The sequence below is a fragment of the Methylocystis sp. ATCC 49242 genome (genome assembly GCF_000188155.2).
GTDB lineage: Bacteria > Pseudomonadota > Alphaproteobacteria > Rhizobiales > Beijerinckiaceae > Methylocystis.
The window spans coordinates 2,537,317-2,553,032 of the sequence record NZ_KE124774.1; the positions used below are offsets into that span (position 1 = coordinate 2,537,317).

Here is a 15,716-nt window from a genome sequence, read left to right on the forward strand (position 1 = left end):
GGCGGCGATATTTTCGCCGCCCTTCGAATTCGGCGCTCAGCCGTTACAGCTCGCCTTGTAGGTCTGGAGCGTCGGCAGCGGCGTCTGCGTCTGATTCGGCAGGCCCTTCGGTCCGCCGACGGTGATCACGAGCCCGGTTCCGGGCGCGCTCTTGAAGGCTATGCCATCGTCGACCGAGAAGGCGTAGGCGTTCGTCTGGATCGTCTGGTGCAGCAGCGGCACATAAGGATTGAAGATGTCCAGCTGCGGCGTTGTCGGGTCCAGATAATTGTACTGAAGGTCGCAGTAATCCGCGAAAGCCGCCTTGTAGCCGGGCGTCGCAGCGAGATTATACTGCGGGCCCTGCGGGCAATTGGGGAACTCGACCCAGCCATAGACATCGCGCATCAGCGACCATGTCGGCGGCAACGGAAGCGGAAGGCCGCAGGTCTCTGTGTAGTTGCGCTTGAAGAACGCATAGACGTTCCTGAGCTTGACGCAGGTTTTGCTCGTGTTTGTCGTGCTCGATGTGCATTTGTTCCACAAGGTCACCATTCTCTGCGCCACTGTGCCGAGTTTGGTCACGCCATTGACGTTCGAGGTGAGCACCGGAGGAGCCGGCGTCGGCCTTCTGTACGATTCCGCCAGCACGAAATTGGCGGAAGGAACCTGAGGCTGAGGATAGGGCTGGACTCCGGCGGGAGGACTGGGAAGCGGCGTCTGCGGGTTTTGCGCAGTGTAATAGGCCGGAACGAAAATCGGCCATTTGTTCCCTGCGTCCGCAAAAACGGCGAGCTGGGCTCTGAAATCGTCCGCCGCCTGCACGGTGCCGAGATACTGGACATTCGCATTGCCGAGCACGCCCATGGCGGCCGGCATGTAGACCGAGTCCACGCCGGAAATATTGAAATTGACGATCCTGTAGTCGATGCTGAATTTCGGCTGAAGCGGCGGGCCGTTCGCCGCGGCGAAGGTATATTCGAGCAGCTGCGCCGGAATGGGCCAGGGATAGCCGACGCCATAGGACACGAGCGTCGGCGCCTCGCAATTGAAGGCGTTATTCGGCGCACAGGTCGGAATCTGCGCGCCGGCGAGCGGATTGACGGGCGTTGGAGGAATGGTCTTGCCGGCAGAGTCGTTATTGTAATTGAAAGCCGCTCTCGCAGCCGTCACGCCATCGAACAGATAGACGCGCATGGCGTTCCACCAGTCGATATACTGATCTGGATAATCGCCATTCGTGACGGGCGTTACGGGCAGCAACTGAGTATAAAAGGGCACCCTGATCGATACGGACTGCCCGGGGAGGACCCCTTTCTGTCTGTTGATGTAAGCCTTGTACAACTTGGTGCTGCCGAATGGCTGTCCTGCAGCGTGCGGAACATTGAAATGCGCCTGCAACCAGAGGTCATTGGCGCGAATTGGCGCCTGGATTACGGGATATATCGTCTGTGTCTTGGAGTTGTTGTAAATGACGATCGTCTTGACGGGGACGGTTTGCGCGGCGGCCGAACCGGCAAACCATAGGGAAAGAAAGCACGACAAGGGTGTCCATAAGCGTTTCATTCAGCCCCTCCTCAGTCACAAATATTGCGAATGCTGTCTCGTTGCGCCCTTCTTTTCTGACGCAGCCGAACAAGAAAGTCGGGGCTCGCTCGATGCCGAGATCAGGAACCGACCGCCGATAGCAAATATGTAACTTCCGACTCAGGGTGTAACAGTTCAGGGATTTTGCCAAGCGCTTAGTTCACATTTATCGCACAAAGTTGCCACAATTCCTGAAAAATTATCGATGGCTCGCGAGCCGTTCAACACAGCTCAAGCTTGCAGCTTTCTGTAACTCTGCTTCCGCCGCCTTTCGTTTGAACAGCGTAGACGCGGCAGAAAACGACCGTCGCGTGAATGAAGCCCCGCATGGGAATTCAGGCGCCTGAGCGAGACGACGGCGGCGTCGACTCACTCCGCCGGCGCGCTCAATTGGGCGACGTTTCCCGCTGCGCGGCATGTGCCGCCGCGTCGGGCTGAAGCGTCTTTTGCGAAGGTCGTGACAGCCGCCCGGCGAGCCGTTTGCCAAGCGCGATCGAAGGCGCCTCGGCATAGACATGAATCGCAATCGCGACGCCGGTCACAAGCGCCAGCGCGGCAGGGAAGGCCACGAGATAAGGCAGACCGGCCGCCATCATGAGCCGCATGGCGACATAGCCCAGCAATGGATGGACGACATAGAGCGGATAGCTGATGTCGGCGAGAAACTGGAACGCCGGGTTCAACCTGACCCTGTCGCGGAAAAAATAGAACGGGAGAAAAATCAGCAGGCCCCAGAAAAACGCGAGACCATACACCGCGCCAAGCGCCGGCGCCGACGACAGAGGGACGGCCGCGGCGAAGCAGCCGAGCAGGAAAGCGACGCCGAAGGCGGTCTGCCGGTCGCTGATGAATTTGCGATAATGCGCATAAAGGACGGAACCGATCAGCATGTAGATGATGAACGCCGCCTCCCATGTGAAACGCGAAATGAAGCCCAGACGGCCCCAGCAGGCGGCGACGTCGCTGCTTTCGCAGCCGGAAATCGCAAACCAGTAGCCCGCGACCACGCCGGCGCCCCAGAGCAGGACGCGCGACAGCGACCCCTTGCGCAGCGACGCGTGAAACAACGGCGCGAGCAGATAGAATTTCACCTCGATCTGCAGCGTCCACATCACCGAGATGATGTCGAGCCGCCCGAAGAAATCCGCAATGAGAAAAGTGTTGGCGAAATAATCGACGACGGTATGCGTGACCGGCTTCGACCAGTAGGCGGCGGAAATGTAGGTCGCGGCGACGCCGATCGCGAGCGCCGCCCAATAGGTTGGGAAGATGCGCAGCAGACGTTTCAGCAGATAGCCGGGCACGCTGGCGCCGTCGAGCGAGAGCGGAATCACGAAGCCGCTGATGAGAAAGAAAACGGCCACCCCTATGCCGGGAAGATTGAAAATCGAATAGAGCGACTCGATTACGGCGGGAAAGGCGACGGGCTGGATCGGCTCGCCCATCGTGATCCCCGCGACGACCTGGGGCGCCTGGAGGTAAAGCACGATGAAGTGTCCGAAAACGACCGTTGGTGCGGCAAGGCCGCGCAGGACATCAGCGAAAGCCAATCTTTCGGGGGTCGACTGAGCACGGATCGTCAAAACGCCCCCTGTGAACAAAGCGCGGCAGCAGAGTTCGACGGGATGACCAGAAAAATCAGGCCTTGTCAAAGCCCGAACGTGACATTTTCGGAAAGCGCGATTGTCACGAGGCGGCTCCCTCATGGAGCCGGCGGTTGCGGCGCAGTTCGAGCGATCCCGCGCTCAGCCCTTTTTGGGACGGATGCGGATGATGACGTCGCAGCCGACGATCTCCATTCCCTCCGGCGGCGCCGGCAGGCGTGCGAATTCGATGGAGCCGTCGGCCACGTCGAACATGCGGCTCGTCGCCTCGTCCATGAAGTGGTGATGCGGCGAGGTGCGCGTATGGAAATAGGTGCGCGGGCCCTGAACGGCGATCTCGCGCAGCAGGCCAGCCTCGGCGAATTGATTGAGCGTGTTGTAGACGGTCGAGAGCGACATTGTCAGCCCGGCCTCGCGGGCCTCGGCGTGAAGCGCCTCCGCGCTGACGTGACGATCGCCCTTGCCGAACAGCAGCCGGCTCAGCGCCAGTCGCTGAACCGTTGGACGAAGGCCGGCGCTGCGCAGCCGGGTCTTGTGATCAGCCGGTTTTTCGACGCCGGCAGGCTGTTCGCGCAGGCGCAGCGAGTTATTGAAACTCGTGGTCAGAGGCTGATGTGTCATTCGGGCCGACAGCGATTTTTCTCGCTTCCCTGAAATTGTGCAGTTGCTATGAACAGTAGACGGCAGCGCTTCGCCCCTGTCAAACGAAATGGCCGAAGATGTAATATTTCCAAAGAAGCGCGTTGGGGGGAGACATGATGAAGCAAGCTGACGCCGCGCCCGCGACTGCGCCCGACCGCCGACTTTTGCTGCGCGCGGCGGCTCTCGGCGCCTGCGCCGCGATCCTCCCCACATGGCCGGCCCGAGCGGCGGATTTCGCCGGATTTCTCGAAGGTTTGTGGCCCTCCGCCCAGGCGGCCGGCGTCTCGCGCGAGACCTTCGACGCCGCAATTTCCGGCCTGACGCCCGAAACAGCCGTGCTCGCAAAGCCCAAGGCGCAGGCCGAATTCACCATCTCGATCCCCGCCTATCTGGCCGGGACCGTGACGAATAGCCGCGTCGCGCGCGGGCGCTCGGTCGCCGCCGAGCTTGCCGGCCCCCTGCGCCGGGCCAGCGCCCGCCATGGCGTTCAGCCCGAGATCATCGTCGCGATACTTGGCGTCGAGAGCAATTTCGGGACGGCGACGGGCGCCGCCGACGCGCTGCGCGTGCTGGCGACGCTCGCCTGGAAGGGTCATCGCGCCGAAACCTTTATCGAGGAATTCGTCGCCGCGCTGGTGATGCTGGAGAAGGGCTACGCGACGCGCGGCCAGCTTCGCGGCTCCTGGGCGGGCGCGATGGGCCAGCCGCAGTTCATGCCCTCCGCCTATCTGAAATACGCCGAGAGCGACGACGGATCGAGCGCGCCGGACATCTGGCGCTCGCACGCCGACGCAGTCGCCTCCATCGCCAATTTTCTGGCGAAATCCGGCTGGGTCGCGGGACTCCCGGCGGTGGTGGAGGCGCGGTTGCCGGAGAATTTCGACTACGCGGCGTTCGATCTCGACTTCGGGCGCTGGCGGGCGTTGGGCGTCACCCGCGCCGACGGCGACGCGCTGCCCACCGGCGGCGCGGCCAGCCTTTACCTCCCCGCGGGCGCGGCCGGCCCCGCCTTTCTCATCAGCGACAATTTCGAGGCGATCAGGCAGTACAACACCTCCGACGCCTATGCCATGTCGGTGGCGCTGCTGGCCGAGCGCATCGCCGGACGGGAGATTCCGCTCACTCCCTGGCCAAAGGTCGCGCCGCTCTCGACCGCGGAAGTGAAGTCGATGCAACAGCTTCTCGCCCAGCGCGGGCTCTATCACGGGACGCTGGACGGCAAGCTGGGGCGCACGAGCCGCAACGCCGTGCACGCCTTCCAGCTCAGCGAAGGGATTCAGCCCGCCGACGGTTTTGCGACCAGGGAAGTGCTGGCTCGGCTGAAGGGGCGCTGAGTCTCAGCGAACCGGCGCCGAAACGAAGCCGAAGGCGACGCGGGTGAGCATGTCGGAGCCGAAACGCTCTTCGGCCCGCCGTACGGTCTGGCCGCCGAGACTGCGATAGAAATGGAGCGCCTTGTCATTATCGGCGAGCGCCCAGACGATCGTCGACAGATAGCCGTGTTCGGCAAGCTCCCGCCGCGCGGCGTTGAACAGCCGCCGTCCGAAACCGAGACCCTGGTGTTGAGGCGCGAGATAAAGCTCGAACACCTCGCCCGAATAGGGCATCGACGGCACGCGGTTGCGGCCATAGGTCGAATAGCCGACGATCTGGCTGTCGTAATCCAGCACCAGCAGGCCGGTGCCGCGCACGATCGCCGAATGCCACCAGCTCGGGCCGCGCCGCGCAATCATCCGCTCCAGCTCGACGCCGGGGATCACGCCGCGATAGGCGTCGCGCCAGGAAGCGTCGTGGACGCGCGCGATTTCCTCGGCGTCGCCGGGACGGGCGTGGCGAATGGAGACGGCGGTTTTGACCATGGGCGAATGTTAGGGCTCAATTCGCGGATTCGGCAAGAGGCGGATTTGGCCGGAAAGAAAAAAATAAGACCCCGCCGAGTGAACTTTTCTTAATCATTCGAAAGCACTGCCGATGTGACGACTGGTCCTTGCCACCTGCCGCCCATTTGCTTTATTCTGCGGCGTCTCGGCCGTGCGGCCGTCAATGCGAGGACAATCGCCCGTGGCCGTTATCGCCGCCACATATGGAGCCGGAACGACGCGCGCCAGAACGCGTGGCGCGATTTGCGTCGCCGCAGCCCCGCGCCGTCTCGCCGACCTGCTGCTTCTTCGTCGCCCCTGATCGCCCGCAGGGCTCCCGCCCAGGCTGTCAGGGGATGCGACGCGACCACGACAGGAGCCCGCAAACGGGCGCAGCAGAGCAGGAACTTATCGAGATGACCAATCAAAACGTCAAAGGCGCTCAGACTGGCGAGCGCGTCATGATTTTCGACACCACCCTGCGCGACGGCGAGCAGTCGCCCGGCGCCTCGATGACCTTCGAGGAGAAGCTGGAGGTCGCAGATCTGCTGGACCATCTGGGCGTCGACATTATCGAGGCCGGCTTTCCGATCGCCAGCCCGGGCGATTTCGACAGTGTGTGCGAAGTGGCGCGGCGCGTGAAGAACGCTTCCGTCGCGGGTCTGGCGCGCGCTTCCGAAAAAGACATCGACCGCTGCGCCGAGGCTCTGCGCGAGGCCAAGCGTCCACGCATCCACACCTTCATCTCCACCTCGCCCGTGCACATGAAATACAAGCTCCAGATGGAGCCCGAGCGGGTGCTGGAGCTGATCGCCTCGTCCGTGACCCGCGCGCGCAACCACGTGGCGGACGTCGAATGGTCGGCCGAGGACGGCACGCGCACGGAAATCGACTTCCTGTGCCGCTGCGTCGAAATCGCCATCAACGCCGGCGCGACGACGATCAATATTCCCGACACGGTAGGCTACATCACGCCGGCGGAATATGAGCAGCTGTTCCGCACCGTGCGGGAGCGCGTGCCCAATTCCGACAAGGCGATATTCTCGGTCCATTGCCACGACGATCTGGGTCTGGCGGTCGCGAATTCGCTGGCCGGCGTTCGCGGCGGCGCGCGGCAGATCGAATGCACGATCAACGGCATCGGCGAGCGCGCGGGCAACGCCGCGCTCGAGGAAGTCGTGATGGCGATGAAAACCCGCCACGACGCCCTGCCCTACTACACCAACATCGACGCGAAGCTGCTGACGCGCGCCGCGAAGCTGGTGTCGGCGGTCACGAGCTTCCCGGTGCAATACAACAAGGCGATCGTCGGCCGAAACGCCTTTGCGCATGAGAGCGGCATCCATCAGGACGGCATGCTCAAGAACGCGCACACCTATGAAATCATGACGCCAGAGAGCGTCGGCGTGTCCAAGACCTCGCTGGTAATGGGCAAGCATTCCGGCCGCCACGCCTTCCGCGAGAAGCTGAAGGAACTGGGCTATGATCTCGGCGAAAACGCCCTGCAAGATGCGTTCAACCGTTTCAAGGATTTGGCCGACCGCAAGAAATTCGTCTACGATGAAGACCTGATCGCGCTGGTCGACGACGAGATCGTCAACGCCCATGACCACATCAAGGTTCTGGCGTTGATGGTGATGGCAGGAACGCATGGTCCGCAGTCGGCGGCGCTGACGCTCGACATCGACGGCGACAAGGTCACGCATCAGGCGACCGGCAACGGCCCGGTGGACGCGATCTTCAACGCCATCAAGGCGCTGGCGCCGCATGAGGCGACGCTGGAGCTCTATCAGGTCCACGCCGTCACCGAAGGCACGGACGCACAGGCCGAGGTTTCGGTGCGGCTCTCCGAGGACGGCAAATCGGTGACCGGCCGCGGCGCGGACCCCGACACGCTGGTCGCCTCGGCCCGCGCCTATGTCTCCGCGCTCAACAAGCTGATGGTGAAGCGCGGTCGCGCGAAGCCGGAGGCGATGCAGGCCGTCTGAGGCCACTGCGTTACTTGAATTCGCAGACTATTTTAACTGAAAGCCCGGCCACGACGGTCGGGCTTTTTGCGTCGAAAGGCAATTGAAAGACGCAAAGTCCGGCGCGTCGCGGATCAGCGCCTGTCCGGCCCGCGCGCCCAGGAGAAAAAAGGCCGCTGACAATCAGCGGCCCAAGTCAAGGGAGGAATTGCCCAAGGAGAGCAATTATTCAAAGGGACGATCAATAAGTGGCGGAATTGTGATCCCGTGGCGGTATTTGGTCTTCAAACAACCAACCTGTCGCCTATATGCAACATCTTCTTCGATCTTCGCGCCATTATCGAAGAAGACGACATCGTTCTTGATCGCATCCATTTCTTGTTTTGCTTGGGACGGTTGACGCGCGATCTGGCTGACCGCGACAAACGAATGATACCAACCCGCACTGATCAGAACCGATATGCCCAATCACGCATGCCGATGGGCATGATGCGCCATGGCTGGTCGGTGAGATTTGTCCAAGCTGCGCAGCAGTGATCGACGATGTCGTCGTAGCCGGCGAACACACGGTTCGAGAGCCAATTGTCTCGCATGAACTGCCAGATGTTCTCCTGGGGGTTCAACTCTGGACATTTGGCCGGTAGCGGCAGGATCGTGACGTTGTGCGGAACGTCGAGCTTGTTCGTCATGTGCCATCCGGCCTGATCGAGCATCAGCACGGCATGGTTCCCGGGCGCGACGTGTCTGGCGATTTCGGCCAGGTGCAGGTTCATCGCATATGTGTCGCATTTGGGCAGGACGAGCGCCGCGCCCTTGCCCTCCTTCGGCGCGATCGCGGCGAAAATATAGGTCGACGCCGTGCGCTGATCTTTCGGGGCGCTGGGGCGCGAGCCGCGCTTCGCCCAGCGCCGCGTAATCTTGTTTTTCTGGCCGATGCGGGCTTCGTCGGCGAACCAGATTTCTATGCGGTCGGCGTCGACGCCTTTTTCGCGGCCGATCTCCTCCAGCCGCGCGGGGAAATTTTTTTGAACGCCTCGATCGCCCCGTCCTGTTGCGCGTGATGGCGCGGACGCGCCGAGAGCTTGCGATAACCCATTTTGCGCAGCTCGCGGCTCATGGTCGTTTCGGAGACAGACAGCCGGAACTCGTCGAACAGCCATTGGCAGAGATCGACGATCCGCCAGCGCACGACGCCATGGACAGCAGCGATCGGCCCGTCTTCGACGATGCGCGCCAGAGCGGTCCGGTGCGCGTCCTGCATCAGCGACGCCGGCCCCGGCGCCTTGCGGTCGAGGAGGCCATCCGGCCCATGGGCGTTGAAGCGCAAAACCCAGTCGCGCACGATTTGCAGCGTCACGCCGCCGATCCTGGCGGCTTCGCTGCGCGGCGCCCCTCGTAGATCGCCGCCAACGCCAGTAGCCGTCGCGCCTGCGGCCCGTCTTTCGCGCCGCGGGCCAGCGCCCGAAGCCGATTCGCATCGAAATCGCCCCGCAACCGCACCGCCGCAGCCATGACGAACCTCCATCGGTTCATCGCATGGATTCAGATATTTCCCGATTCGGGAACCCGCAGTGAGTCACGCCCCGCGCCGCTTGGTATGAATCTAACCACGCAAATTAGCGGACCCGCCGCCCGGACAGATCACGTTCGATCGAACCGAGCATGGCACCATCACAGCGGCGGGCAACCCCATCACCTTCTCGGCTCACTCCCCTCGTCAATAAGTGCGCAAATCCTTTTGTCGACATGGCGGCGTCACTTCAGCCCGCTCTGCACAGACCCGTACAGTTTTGCATTGGCATGACCTGAAGTCTCCGGATCAGAGATTTTTGAGGGCCGATTTACTCCCGGATGGCCTGCACAATTTTGCGACGCCGATCGTGCGGCCCCGCATCATCTGCGCTGACGGTTTTGCTGTCGGAGATTTTGCCGCGCCGGGAATGTGGCAAAGAAGGTCAACATGCGGCCATTGATCGAACTCGATCAATGACGCCCCGAACGCCCCGCCCCCGCGGCGACACGCGCCAGGGGATCGGCGGCGCGGCTTTGCCACATGACGCAAACAGAGTTAAGAATCGTTGCGCATTCTTTGACGCGACCAGGTCTGATGCGGTGCTAATTCCGGCCCGCGCCGCCCCGCGGGCCCCCAATACGTCTCGAGCCGCCACACGGAGCCGTACCATGCAGCATGAACAGCTAAAGCGTATTGGAGGTCGCGCGCTTGAAACCTCAAAGAAATTATTGGCGATAGCGTTATATATCTGGGTGTTGCTGACGCTTTTTGCTCTTCATAAAGCTCTCCTGCTTGGAGAGAGCAACCTTGGATATCATATCGGCTTCGCGTTCCTCAATGCGCTCGCTCTCGCGAAGGTCGTGTTTGTCGGACAGGAGTTGCGCATCGGCGATAAATTGAGAAACAGGCCGCTGATCGTGCCGATACTTTTCAAAGCCGCGATTTTTGCCGGGTTGCTATTTTTCTTTCGCGTCATCGAGGAAACCGTTCTAGACATGTGGCACGGCAAGAGCGCGGCGCAAGGCGTAGCCGCCTTCTTCTCGACGCTAGGGGGTGCAAAACTTACTGGCACCGTACTTGTTTGCACCATCATGTTTGTCGCATTGATCCCGTTTTTTGCCTATCTCGAAATAGAACAAGTCATAGGAGCACAAAAGCTGCGCTCGATCTTGTTCGGAGGCCAAAGAGAGAAACGCGCCCGGACACAGGATGAAGACGTCGCCGCCGCGCCGCTTTCCCAGCCGCACGAGGCAACGCCACAAGTCGAGGACGGCGCGTCTGCGGGCGTCTGGTATTATGAAAAAGCGGGTTCTGTCGTCGGTCCGATCACATGGCGCGAAATGCAGGCGCTCCTGAAATCGCGAGAGATCGACGGCGACACTCTCATTTACAATACATCGACAGGGGAGCAATGGCAGAGACTGCAGGACACATTTCTCGATCGCAGGGTCTGATATGCGCCACTGATCATTTAAAAGACGCGTGCAACGCAATCTGATGATGGCCTGTTAACGATCGTTCCGACAATCGCCGCCTTTTCCGGGACATTTCGGCCTTCTCTGTCGCCCCGACCATGTCCCACGTTGCGGAAGACAAGTGGCGCCCCTGCGTTAAATCGAATCTTTCGAGCCTGCGTCTTCAGGCATCGTTACCGGAAATCGTCATTTACTGACCAAAATATCGAAATAGGCTTTGATAACGGCCGTCTTATCAATCCTCATCCGCCTCTGAGGCCATGACCTTGGATGGGCAGGATTCACTATCCAATCCAGCGAAGCCGTGGCGGCTTGCGCGGCGGGTGGGGGGCAGACACGCGCGGGTAACCGACGACGATCGGCGCAAATGGCGTTTCAGTCTCGGGAAGACCAATCATCTGCTTTCCTTCCCGCGTCGAGAGAAAAGGTTGCGAAAGGCCGATCCAGCAAGTCCCCAGGCCACAAGCGTGCGCGGCAATCATGAGATTCTCCGCAGCAAGCGCGCAATCCTCTGCGATCCAGGGCCCCTTTGCTTCAGCCGCAACGACGATCAGCGCTGGCGCATGATAAAAAACATGGAAATTCGGATCGGCGAGCTTCTCGTATAGTTGCTCGGGTAGTTCAAGCGGCCGCGTGCTCGTCATGAACGCCTTGGCGCCGTCAGAGATCTTGTCGAGCAACGCGCGGTCTCGCACCACCAGAAACGACCAAGGTTGACGATTCACGGCGCTCGGCGCCTGGGTCGCGGCCTCTATGAGCGCCACGATCTTGTCCCTCGAAGGCGCCTCGGGCAAGAAATCTCGAATGGAGCGGCGGGTAGAGATTGCTTCGAGCACGTCCATGATCAACTCCTGAATCAACCTTTTGCAAGCGCCAGAGTAGCCGCGCGCGCCCGTACTCTGCAATGGATCGACGAGGGTGGAAGACCGGCTGTTCGAATTGTCGATCGGTGGAACCCCTGCTGAAGTCGCCAGCCGTCAATAAACCGCCAGCCATGCCTGTGGATGTGGCGTGGGCGACTGCCTTTTTCCATGCCGATCAACTCCACCCATTTTCAAACTGACCGTCTTTCCGGGCGGGATCATGAGCGAAAATCGCGCGCTGCCTGGCATGGATACTGGAGTCGCGCGACGGAAGGCCGTAGGCGCCGTCAATGATGCGCGGCTTTTTGCATGACGAGGCTCGCTACAGGAAATGCTGTCTCGGCGATCGTTACCTCACGGGTGATCTCGCGCGCCACGATAGCGACGGATATTTCTGGTTCGTCCGACACGCCCACTCCGTCATCAAATGATCAGGCCGTCTGATCGGCGCGTTCGAGGTGGAAAGCGCGCTGATAGAGCATCCCGCGGCGGCGGAGGTAGCCGTTATCGGCGAGCCGGACGCGATCGCCGGCGAGAGCGTCAACGCCTTCGTCGCCTTTGAGCTTGGTTTCGAAGCGGATGAAGCGATGCGCAAGACGCTGCTCGACCATGCACGCTGGTGTCTCGACGCCGTCGTCCAAGGAAACTGGGTTCCGCACAAATCTGTCCAATGTGCGCGAAGGCTTTCTGCCGGCGGGCGACATTTCGACACCGGAAAGCGACAAGCTATGAGCCAGAAGGTCCATCTCGATCAGCTCATTTGCTCTATCTACTGTGGGCGATGATCCACATCGGGCGATGCGAGGCGAATTGCTTCGCGTAGCATCAAGCGCAGTAGAAGCAAGGCTTCCGCCATCTCTGCGACGGCGAGGAGGCCGTTTCTGGGGTGTGCCGGAGACCTTGACGCCGAATGACGCCGTCGTCGAAAATCGAAAGAACGCGATCGAGGTTGCAGTCTTACGGAGTACGCCCTCTCCGAAACAAGAATTCCGGAAGGCGAGCGCGAGCCTGTCGAGACTGTGCTGCCGTTGATCGTGCCTCCCAGCGGCCCGCGGACGGACTGCCGATATCGGCGACAACATGTGTCGCAATGAGTTCAGCAACGCTTAAAAATACGCCCCACGCGGCAATTTACGGAGCTCTGAACTTGCCTCTCCCACTTTTACCGTTACTAGAGGGTGTTATGCACCTTGGATCATGAAATCTGCTGCGCGCTTGAGCATGAGACATGCGAAGGCGACGACGTGGAGTCCTGCGAGGGTCTGAGCATAGCGCTCGTAGTCTTTGACGAGCCGCCTGCATCGCGTCGCCCAGGCGAATGAACGCTCGACCACCCAGCGCTTGGGCAGCAACACGAAGCCTTTTTTGGCCTCGGCGAGTTTGACGACGCAAAGCTCGGCGCCCTGCGCCTTTGCGGCCTCGGACGCCTTTTCGCCGGTGTAGCCCTGATCGACATAAACGAGTTCGACGCTTTCGCCTGTCACATCCTGCACGGCTGCGATGAGCTTGCCGACCTCGGCGCGGTCATCGACATTCGCCGGCGTGACATGCAGCGCCAGCAAATGGCCCAATGCGTCGACTGCCATGTGCAGCTTCGAGCCGCGCTTTCGCTTCGCGCCGTCATAGCCCGCTCGTGGGCCGCTCTCAGGGGTCGAGCGCAAGGTGCGGCTGTCGATGATCGCCGCCGTCGGCTCCGCCGCCCGCCCGGAAGCGACGCGCAACTGGGCGCGCAGATCCTGCGCAAGCGCCTCGAACACGCCCGCCGACAGCCAGCGCTGCGATTGTTGATACACGGCGAACCATGGCGGCAGATCGTTGGGCATGGCGCGCCAGGCGATGCCGTAGCGCAGCACGTAACGCAGGCCGTTGAACAGCTCGCGCAGCGAATGTTGACGCTGCGGCGCGCCTTCGTCCATGAGCGTCAGATAAGGCGCAACCAGCGACCATTCTTCGTCGCTGACGTCAGACGGATAAGGTTTGCGAATCGGAGACATCCGATTCTACTAAGACAATCAATCACCAAAGTACATAACACCCTCTAGAGCGGATTCTTCTCAAAGCGGCTCACGAGCTGCAATGGCTAGTAAGTTTGCGCATTCTCGTGGCGTGGACTGGTTGAGAAAAGCGCCGATCCTGCTCCACAAGGCGTCGACATTGCGTTCGGCGGCTTTGCGCAGGAGCGCCTTCAGCTTTCGGCAGGAGATGCGCTTCGCATCGGAAATCAAGGACCACCATTGGCGTTGTCAAAATCTCGGCGGCGGTTGCGAATGTGGCTCTGGATCAACCCATTCTTCCGACTCGATCGCATAGGAAATGTTTTTCTCTGCGAGGAACTCGGTTACGCGCTGCTCGATCTCGTCTCCCAGCGGGAAGTCAGGTCTGTAGCGCAGGCGTCGCCAGGGAAGAATGGGCGGCTCCAACGTGATCGCGACGATGTATTCTTCTTTGCGCTCATCCACGTCGATGCTGCCGCTATGCGCGATGGCGACCCAGACCGGCGAGAAAGCTTTTTCCCGAACCCAGAAACCCCAGCCGTAATCTTCGCCGATCGGCTTGCTCAATGAAATGGGAGTGTCCTCATGCGCGGCAATGAAACGTCTTAGTTCGTCAGCCAGAATGCGACCGCGATGACCGTGAATATTTTCCGCGCCGCTCGGATCGTCGACATAGCGATCGGTTTTGGCTCGAATTATGCGACCGGCTTTTGCATCGCGGGACATGACCAGGGCAAGCCGGACGTTGGCCACGGAGATTAGTATGGCGATAAGGATGAAGGGAGCGAGAAGCTCCTCTTCGGGCACAAATTCGTACATCGCAAGCGATGGATTGAGTGCAGCCGACAGGCCCGTCAGAATTCCCAGCGGAACGAGCAGGATCAGCGCGGCAAGCACCGGCCCGGAAAGCAGGCCGAGCAGAATATTCTGAAGGTATTTCTTCCGCTCCATTCAGCTTACTCCGACGCCTGCAAAATAACGATCGGACCGGACACCCCGTGCGTTCCGCTCAAGGCAAAGCGTGGCGCCGCCGCAACTCATTTTTCGGCGACAACGCAGGGCTCGGCGCCGGTCGCCGCGCCAAGCAAATTCTCCTTGATCACGGCGTCGGCGCGCGCCCGCGCTTCGGCCAAATCCTTGTAGAATACCTCCGTCGTATATTCGCTGGTCGCCGTCTTGACGATCGAATCGTTTGGCGACACGGGCGTACTGTTCACATCGATCGATGTGATTGTCGAAAGCCCCGGGCGTAACGGCCGCTTTTTTAGTTCCTCCGGATCGATCGCAATTCGAACGGGGATACGCTGCACGATGCGGATAAAATTTCCGGTCGCATTGTCCGGCGGCAGTGTCGCAAAAACACTGCCGGAGCCGGGCACTACGCCTTCCACGGTGCCGTGATAGACCTCCTTGCCACCGTATAAATCGACGATGATTTCCGCCTTTTGTCCCGGCCGGATTCTCTCGAGACGGTTCTCCCAGAGGTTGGCCTCGACCCAGAGATGGTCGAGCGGGACAATATTCATGATCTGATCGCCGGGCTTCACGCGGAAGCCGACCTGCACGCGTCGCTTGGCGACATAGCCCGTCACCGGCGCGCGAATGTTCTGGCGCAGCGTCTCGACATATGCGTCATTGAAACGCGCCTTCGCCGCCTCGATATCGGGATGTCTTACGCGCGTCGCATTGACGAGTCGCGCGTCGAACGCCTCCAGCTCCGAACGCGTCTCGCGCAGATCAGCTTCCTGCGCCGCGAGCTGGTCCTCGGTGTTCTGCAGAATTTGGCGCGACGCCGCGCCGCTCGGCGCAGCCGAACGATAACGAGCGAGATCGTGCCGCGTCCTTTCGCGTATTGCCGTACGGGAGGCGAGCTTCTGGCATACCTGCTGCCGATTAGCGAAGAGCGCGCCGACGGCGCGCACGGCGCGGCCGAACTCTGCCTCGGCTTGTCCCAGCGCGGCGCGGGCGCGCTGGGCGTCGAGCCGAACCAGCACATCGCCCTTTTTTACGAACTGCGTTTCTTCGACATTCACAGAGGCGACGACGCCCGTGGCGTCGGCCATCACCGGAATAATGTTGCCAGTAACAAAGGCGTTGTCGGTCGTGACGCGATCACGATCATAAGTGAGCCATTTGAACAGCGCGAGGAACGCCGCGATCGCAATCCCCAGGAAGACGACCTTGAGAAGAAACGACCGCCTCGCACGAATGCTTTTTCTCGACAGAGACATCG

General features: G+C 61.0%; 14 protein-coding genes and 2 pseudogenes. 4 read left to right on the forward strand and 12 right to left on the reverse strand.

Annotated features, from left to right (window positions below):
- Positions 1-36: 36 nt before the first annotated feature.
- From MET49242_RS14380 to irrA, 3 genes are all read right to left on the reverse strand, one after another.
- Positions 37-1,545, reverse strand: coding sequence for a hypothetical protein (locus tag MET49242_RS14380; RefSeq protein ID WP_036283872.1), 1,509 nt, complete (start codon positions 1,543-1,545; stop codon positions 37-39).
- A 407-nt stretch (positions 1,546-1,952) separates the two neighbouring features.
- Entirely contained in the window at positions 1,953-3,149 is a 1,197-nt protein-coding gene (locus MET49242_RS14385) for an acyltransferase (protein WP_158497307.1), read from the reverse strand.
- Between the two features lie 162 nt (positions 3,150-3,311).
- The gene (irrA, locus tag MET49242_RS14390; protein WP_036283876.1) at positions 3,312-3,791 is read right to left on the reverse strand and encodes an iron response transcriptional regulator IrrA; all 480 of its coding nucleotides are present in this window, start codon (positions 3,789-3,791) and stop codon (positions 3,312-3,314) included.
- 137 nt (positions 3,792-3,928) lie between these two features.
- Between irrA and MET49242_RS14395 the strand changes: the two genes are divergently transcribed.
- Positions 3,929-5,146 carry a lytic murein transglycosylase gene (locus tag MET49242_RS14395; RefSeq protein ID WP_144259633.1) on the forward strand — a complete coding sequence of 406 codons (1,218 nt, stop codon included), beginning with the start codon at positions 3,929-3,931 and terminating at the stop codon, positions 5,144-5,146.
- A gap of 3 nt (positions 5,147-5,149) precedes the next feature.
- Here the strand turns inward: MET49242_RS14395 and MET49242_RS14400 are convergent, their stop codons facing one another.
- On the reverse strand, positions 5,150-5,671 hold the full coding sequence (locus tag MET49242_RS14400; protein WP_036283877.1) for a GNAT family N-acetyltransferase: 522 nt from the start codon (positions 5,669-5,671) through the stop codon (positions 5,150-5,152).
- A gap of 416 nt (positions 5,672-6,087) precedes the next feature.
- On the opposite strand from MET49242_RS14400, the gene MET49242_RS14405 reads away from it, so the two are divergent.
- Positions 6,088-7,659, forward strand: coding sequence for a 2-isopropylmalate synthase (locus MET49242_RS14405; RefSeq protein WP_036288201.1), 1,572 nt, complete (start codon positions 6,088-6,090; stop codon positions 7,657-7,659).
- A 204-nt stretch (positions 7,660-7,863) separates the two neighbouring features.
- On the opposite strand, the gene MET49242_RS25110 is transcribed toward MET49242_RS14405, so the two are convergent.
- Both MET49242_RS25110 and MET49242_RS24340 read right to left on the reverse strand, forming a co-directional pair.
- Positions 7,864-8,106: a hypothetical protein gene (locus MET49242_RS25110; RefSeq protein WP_144259634.1), complete on the reverse strand. Its 243-nt coding sequence runs from the start codon at positions 8,104-8,106 to the stop codon at positions 7,864-7,866.
- Positions 8,088-9,150, reverse strand: a pseudogene (locus MET49242_RS24340) (IS630 family transposase). Before MET49242_RS24340 ends, MET49242_RS25110 begins: the two are co-directional and overlap by 19 nt.
- Before the next feature lie 669 nt (positions 9,151-9,819).
- Here MET49242_RS24340 and MET49242_RS25115 point away from each other — a divergent pair.
- Positions 9,820-10,605 (forward strand): DUF4339 domain-containing protein, encoded by a 786-nt coding sequence (locus tag MET49242_RS25115; RefSeq protein ID WP_158497308.1) that lies wholly within the window; start codon positions 9,820-9,822, stop codon positions 10,603-10,605.
- Positions 10,606-10,910: 305 nt separating this feature from the next.
- On the opposite strand, the gene MET49242_RS14425 is transcribed toward MET49242_RS25115, so the two are convergent.
- Together MET49242_RS14425 and MET49242_RS26400 are read right to left on the reverse strand one after the other, a co-directional pair.
- The gene (locus MET49242_RS14425) at positions 10,911-11,468 is read right to left on the reverse strand and encodes a nitroreductase family protein (RefSeq protein WP_036283880.1); all 558 of its coding nucleotides are present in this window, start codon (positions 11,466-11,468) and stop codon (positions 10,911-10,913) included.
- Positions 11,469-11,776: 308 nt separating this feature from the next.
- The gene (locus MET49242_RS26400; RefSeq protein WP_256378585.1) at positions 11,777-11,899 is read right to left on the reverse strand and encodes a hypothetical protein; all 123 of its coding nucleotides are present in this window, start codon (positions 11,897-11,899) and stop codon (positions 11,777-11,779) included.
- Positions 11,900-11,947: 48 nt separating this feature from the next.
- On the opposite strand from MET49242_RS26400, the gene MET49242_RS24345 reads away from it, so the two are divergent.
- Positions 11,948-12,274: a hypothetical protein gene (locus tag MET49242_RS24345; RefSeq protein ID WP_202804166.1), complete on the forward strand. Its 327-nt coding sequence runs from the start codon at positions 11,948-11,950 to the stop codon at positions 12,272-12,274.
- A gap of 396 nt (positions 12,275-12,670) precedes the next feature.
- Here the strand turns inward: MET49242_RS24345 and MET49242_RS14435 are convergent, their stop codons facing one another.
- From MET49242_RS14435 to MET49242_RS14445, 4 genes and pseudogenes are all read right to left on the reverse strand, one after another.
- Complete coding sequence (locus MET49242_RS14435; RefSeq protein WP_036283884.1) at positions 12,671-13,483, reverse strand: IS5 family transposase; 813 nt, start codon at positions 13,481-13,483, stop codon at positions 12,671-12,673.
- Between the two features lie 60 nt (positions 13,484-13,543).
- Positions 13,544-13,681 (reverse strand): annotated as a pseudogene (locus MET49242_RS26185) (IS630 family transposase); the annotation flags it as partial.
- A gap of 51 nt (positions 13,682-13,732) precedes the next feature.
- Complete coding sequence (locus MET49242_RS14440) at positions 13,733-14,434, reverse strand: hypothetical protein (RefSeq protein WP_036283887.1); 702 nt, start codon at positions 14,432-14,434, stop codon at positions 13,733-13,735.
- Positions 14,435-14,520: 86 nt separating this feature from the next.
- A complete protein-coding gene (locus MET49242_RS14445; protein ID WP_036283890.1) occupies positions 14,521-15,714 on the reverse strand; it encodes an HlyD family secretion protein in 1,194 nt (397 codons plus the stop codon).
- Positions 15,715-15,716: the final 2 nt, after the last annotated feature.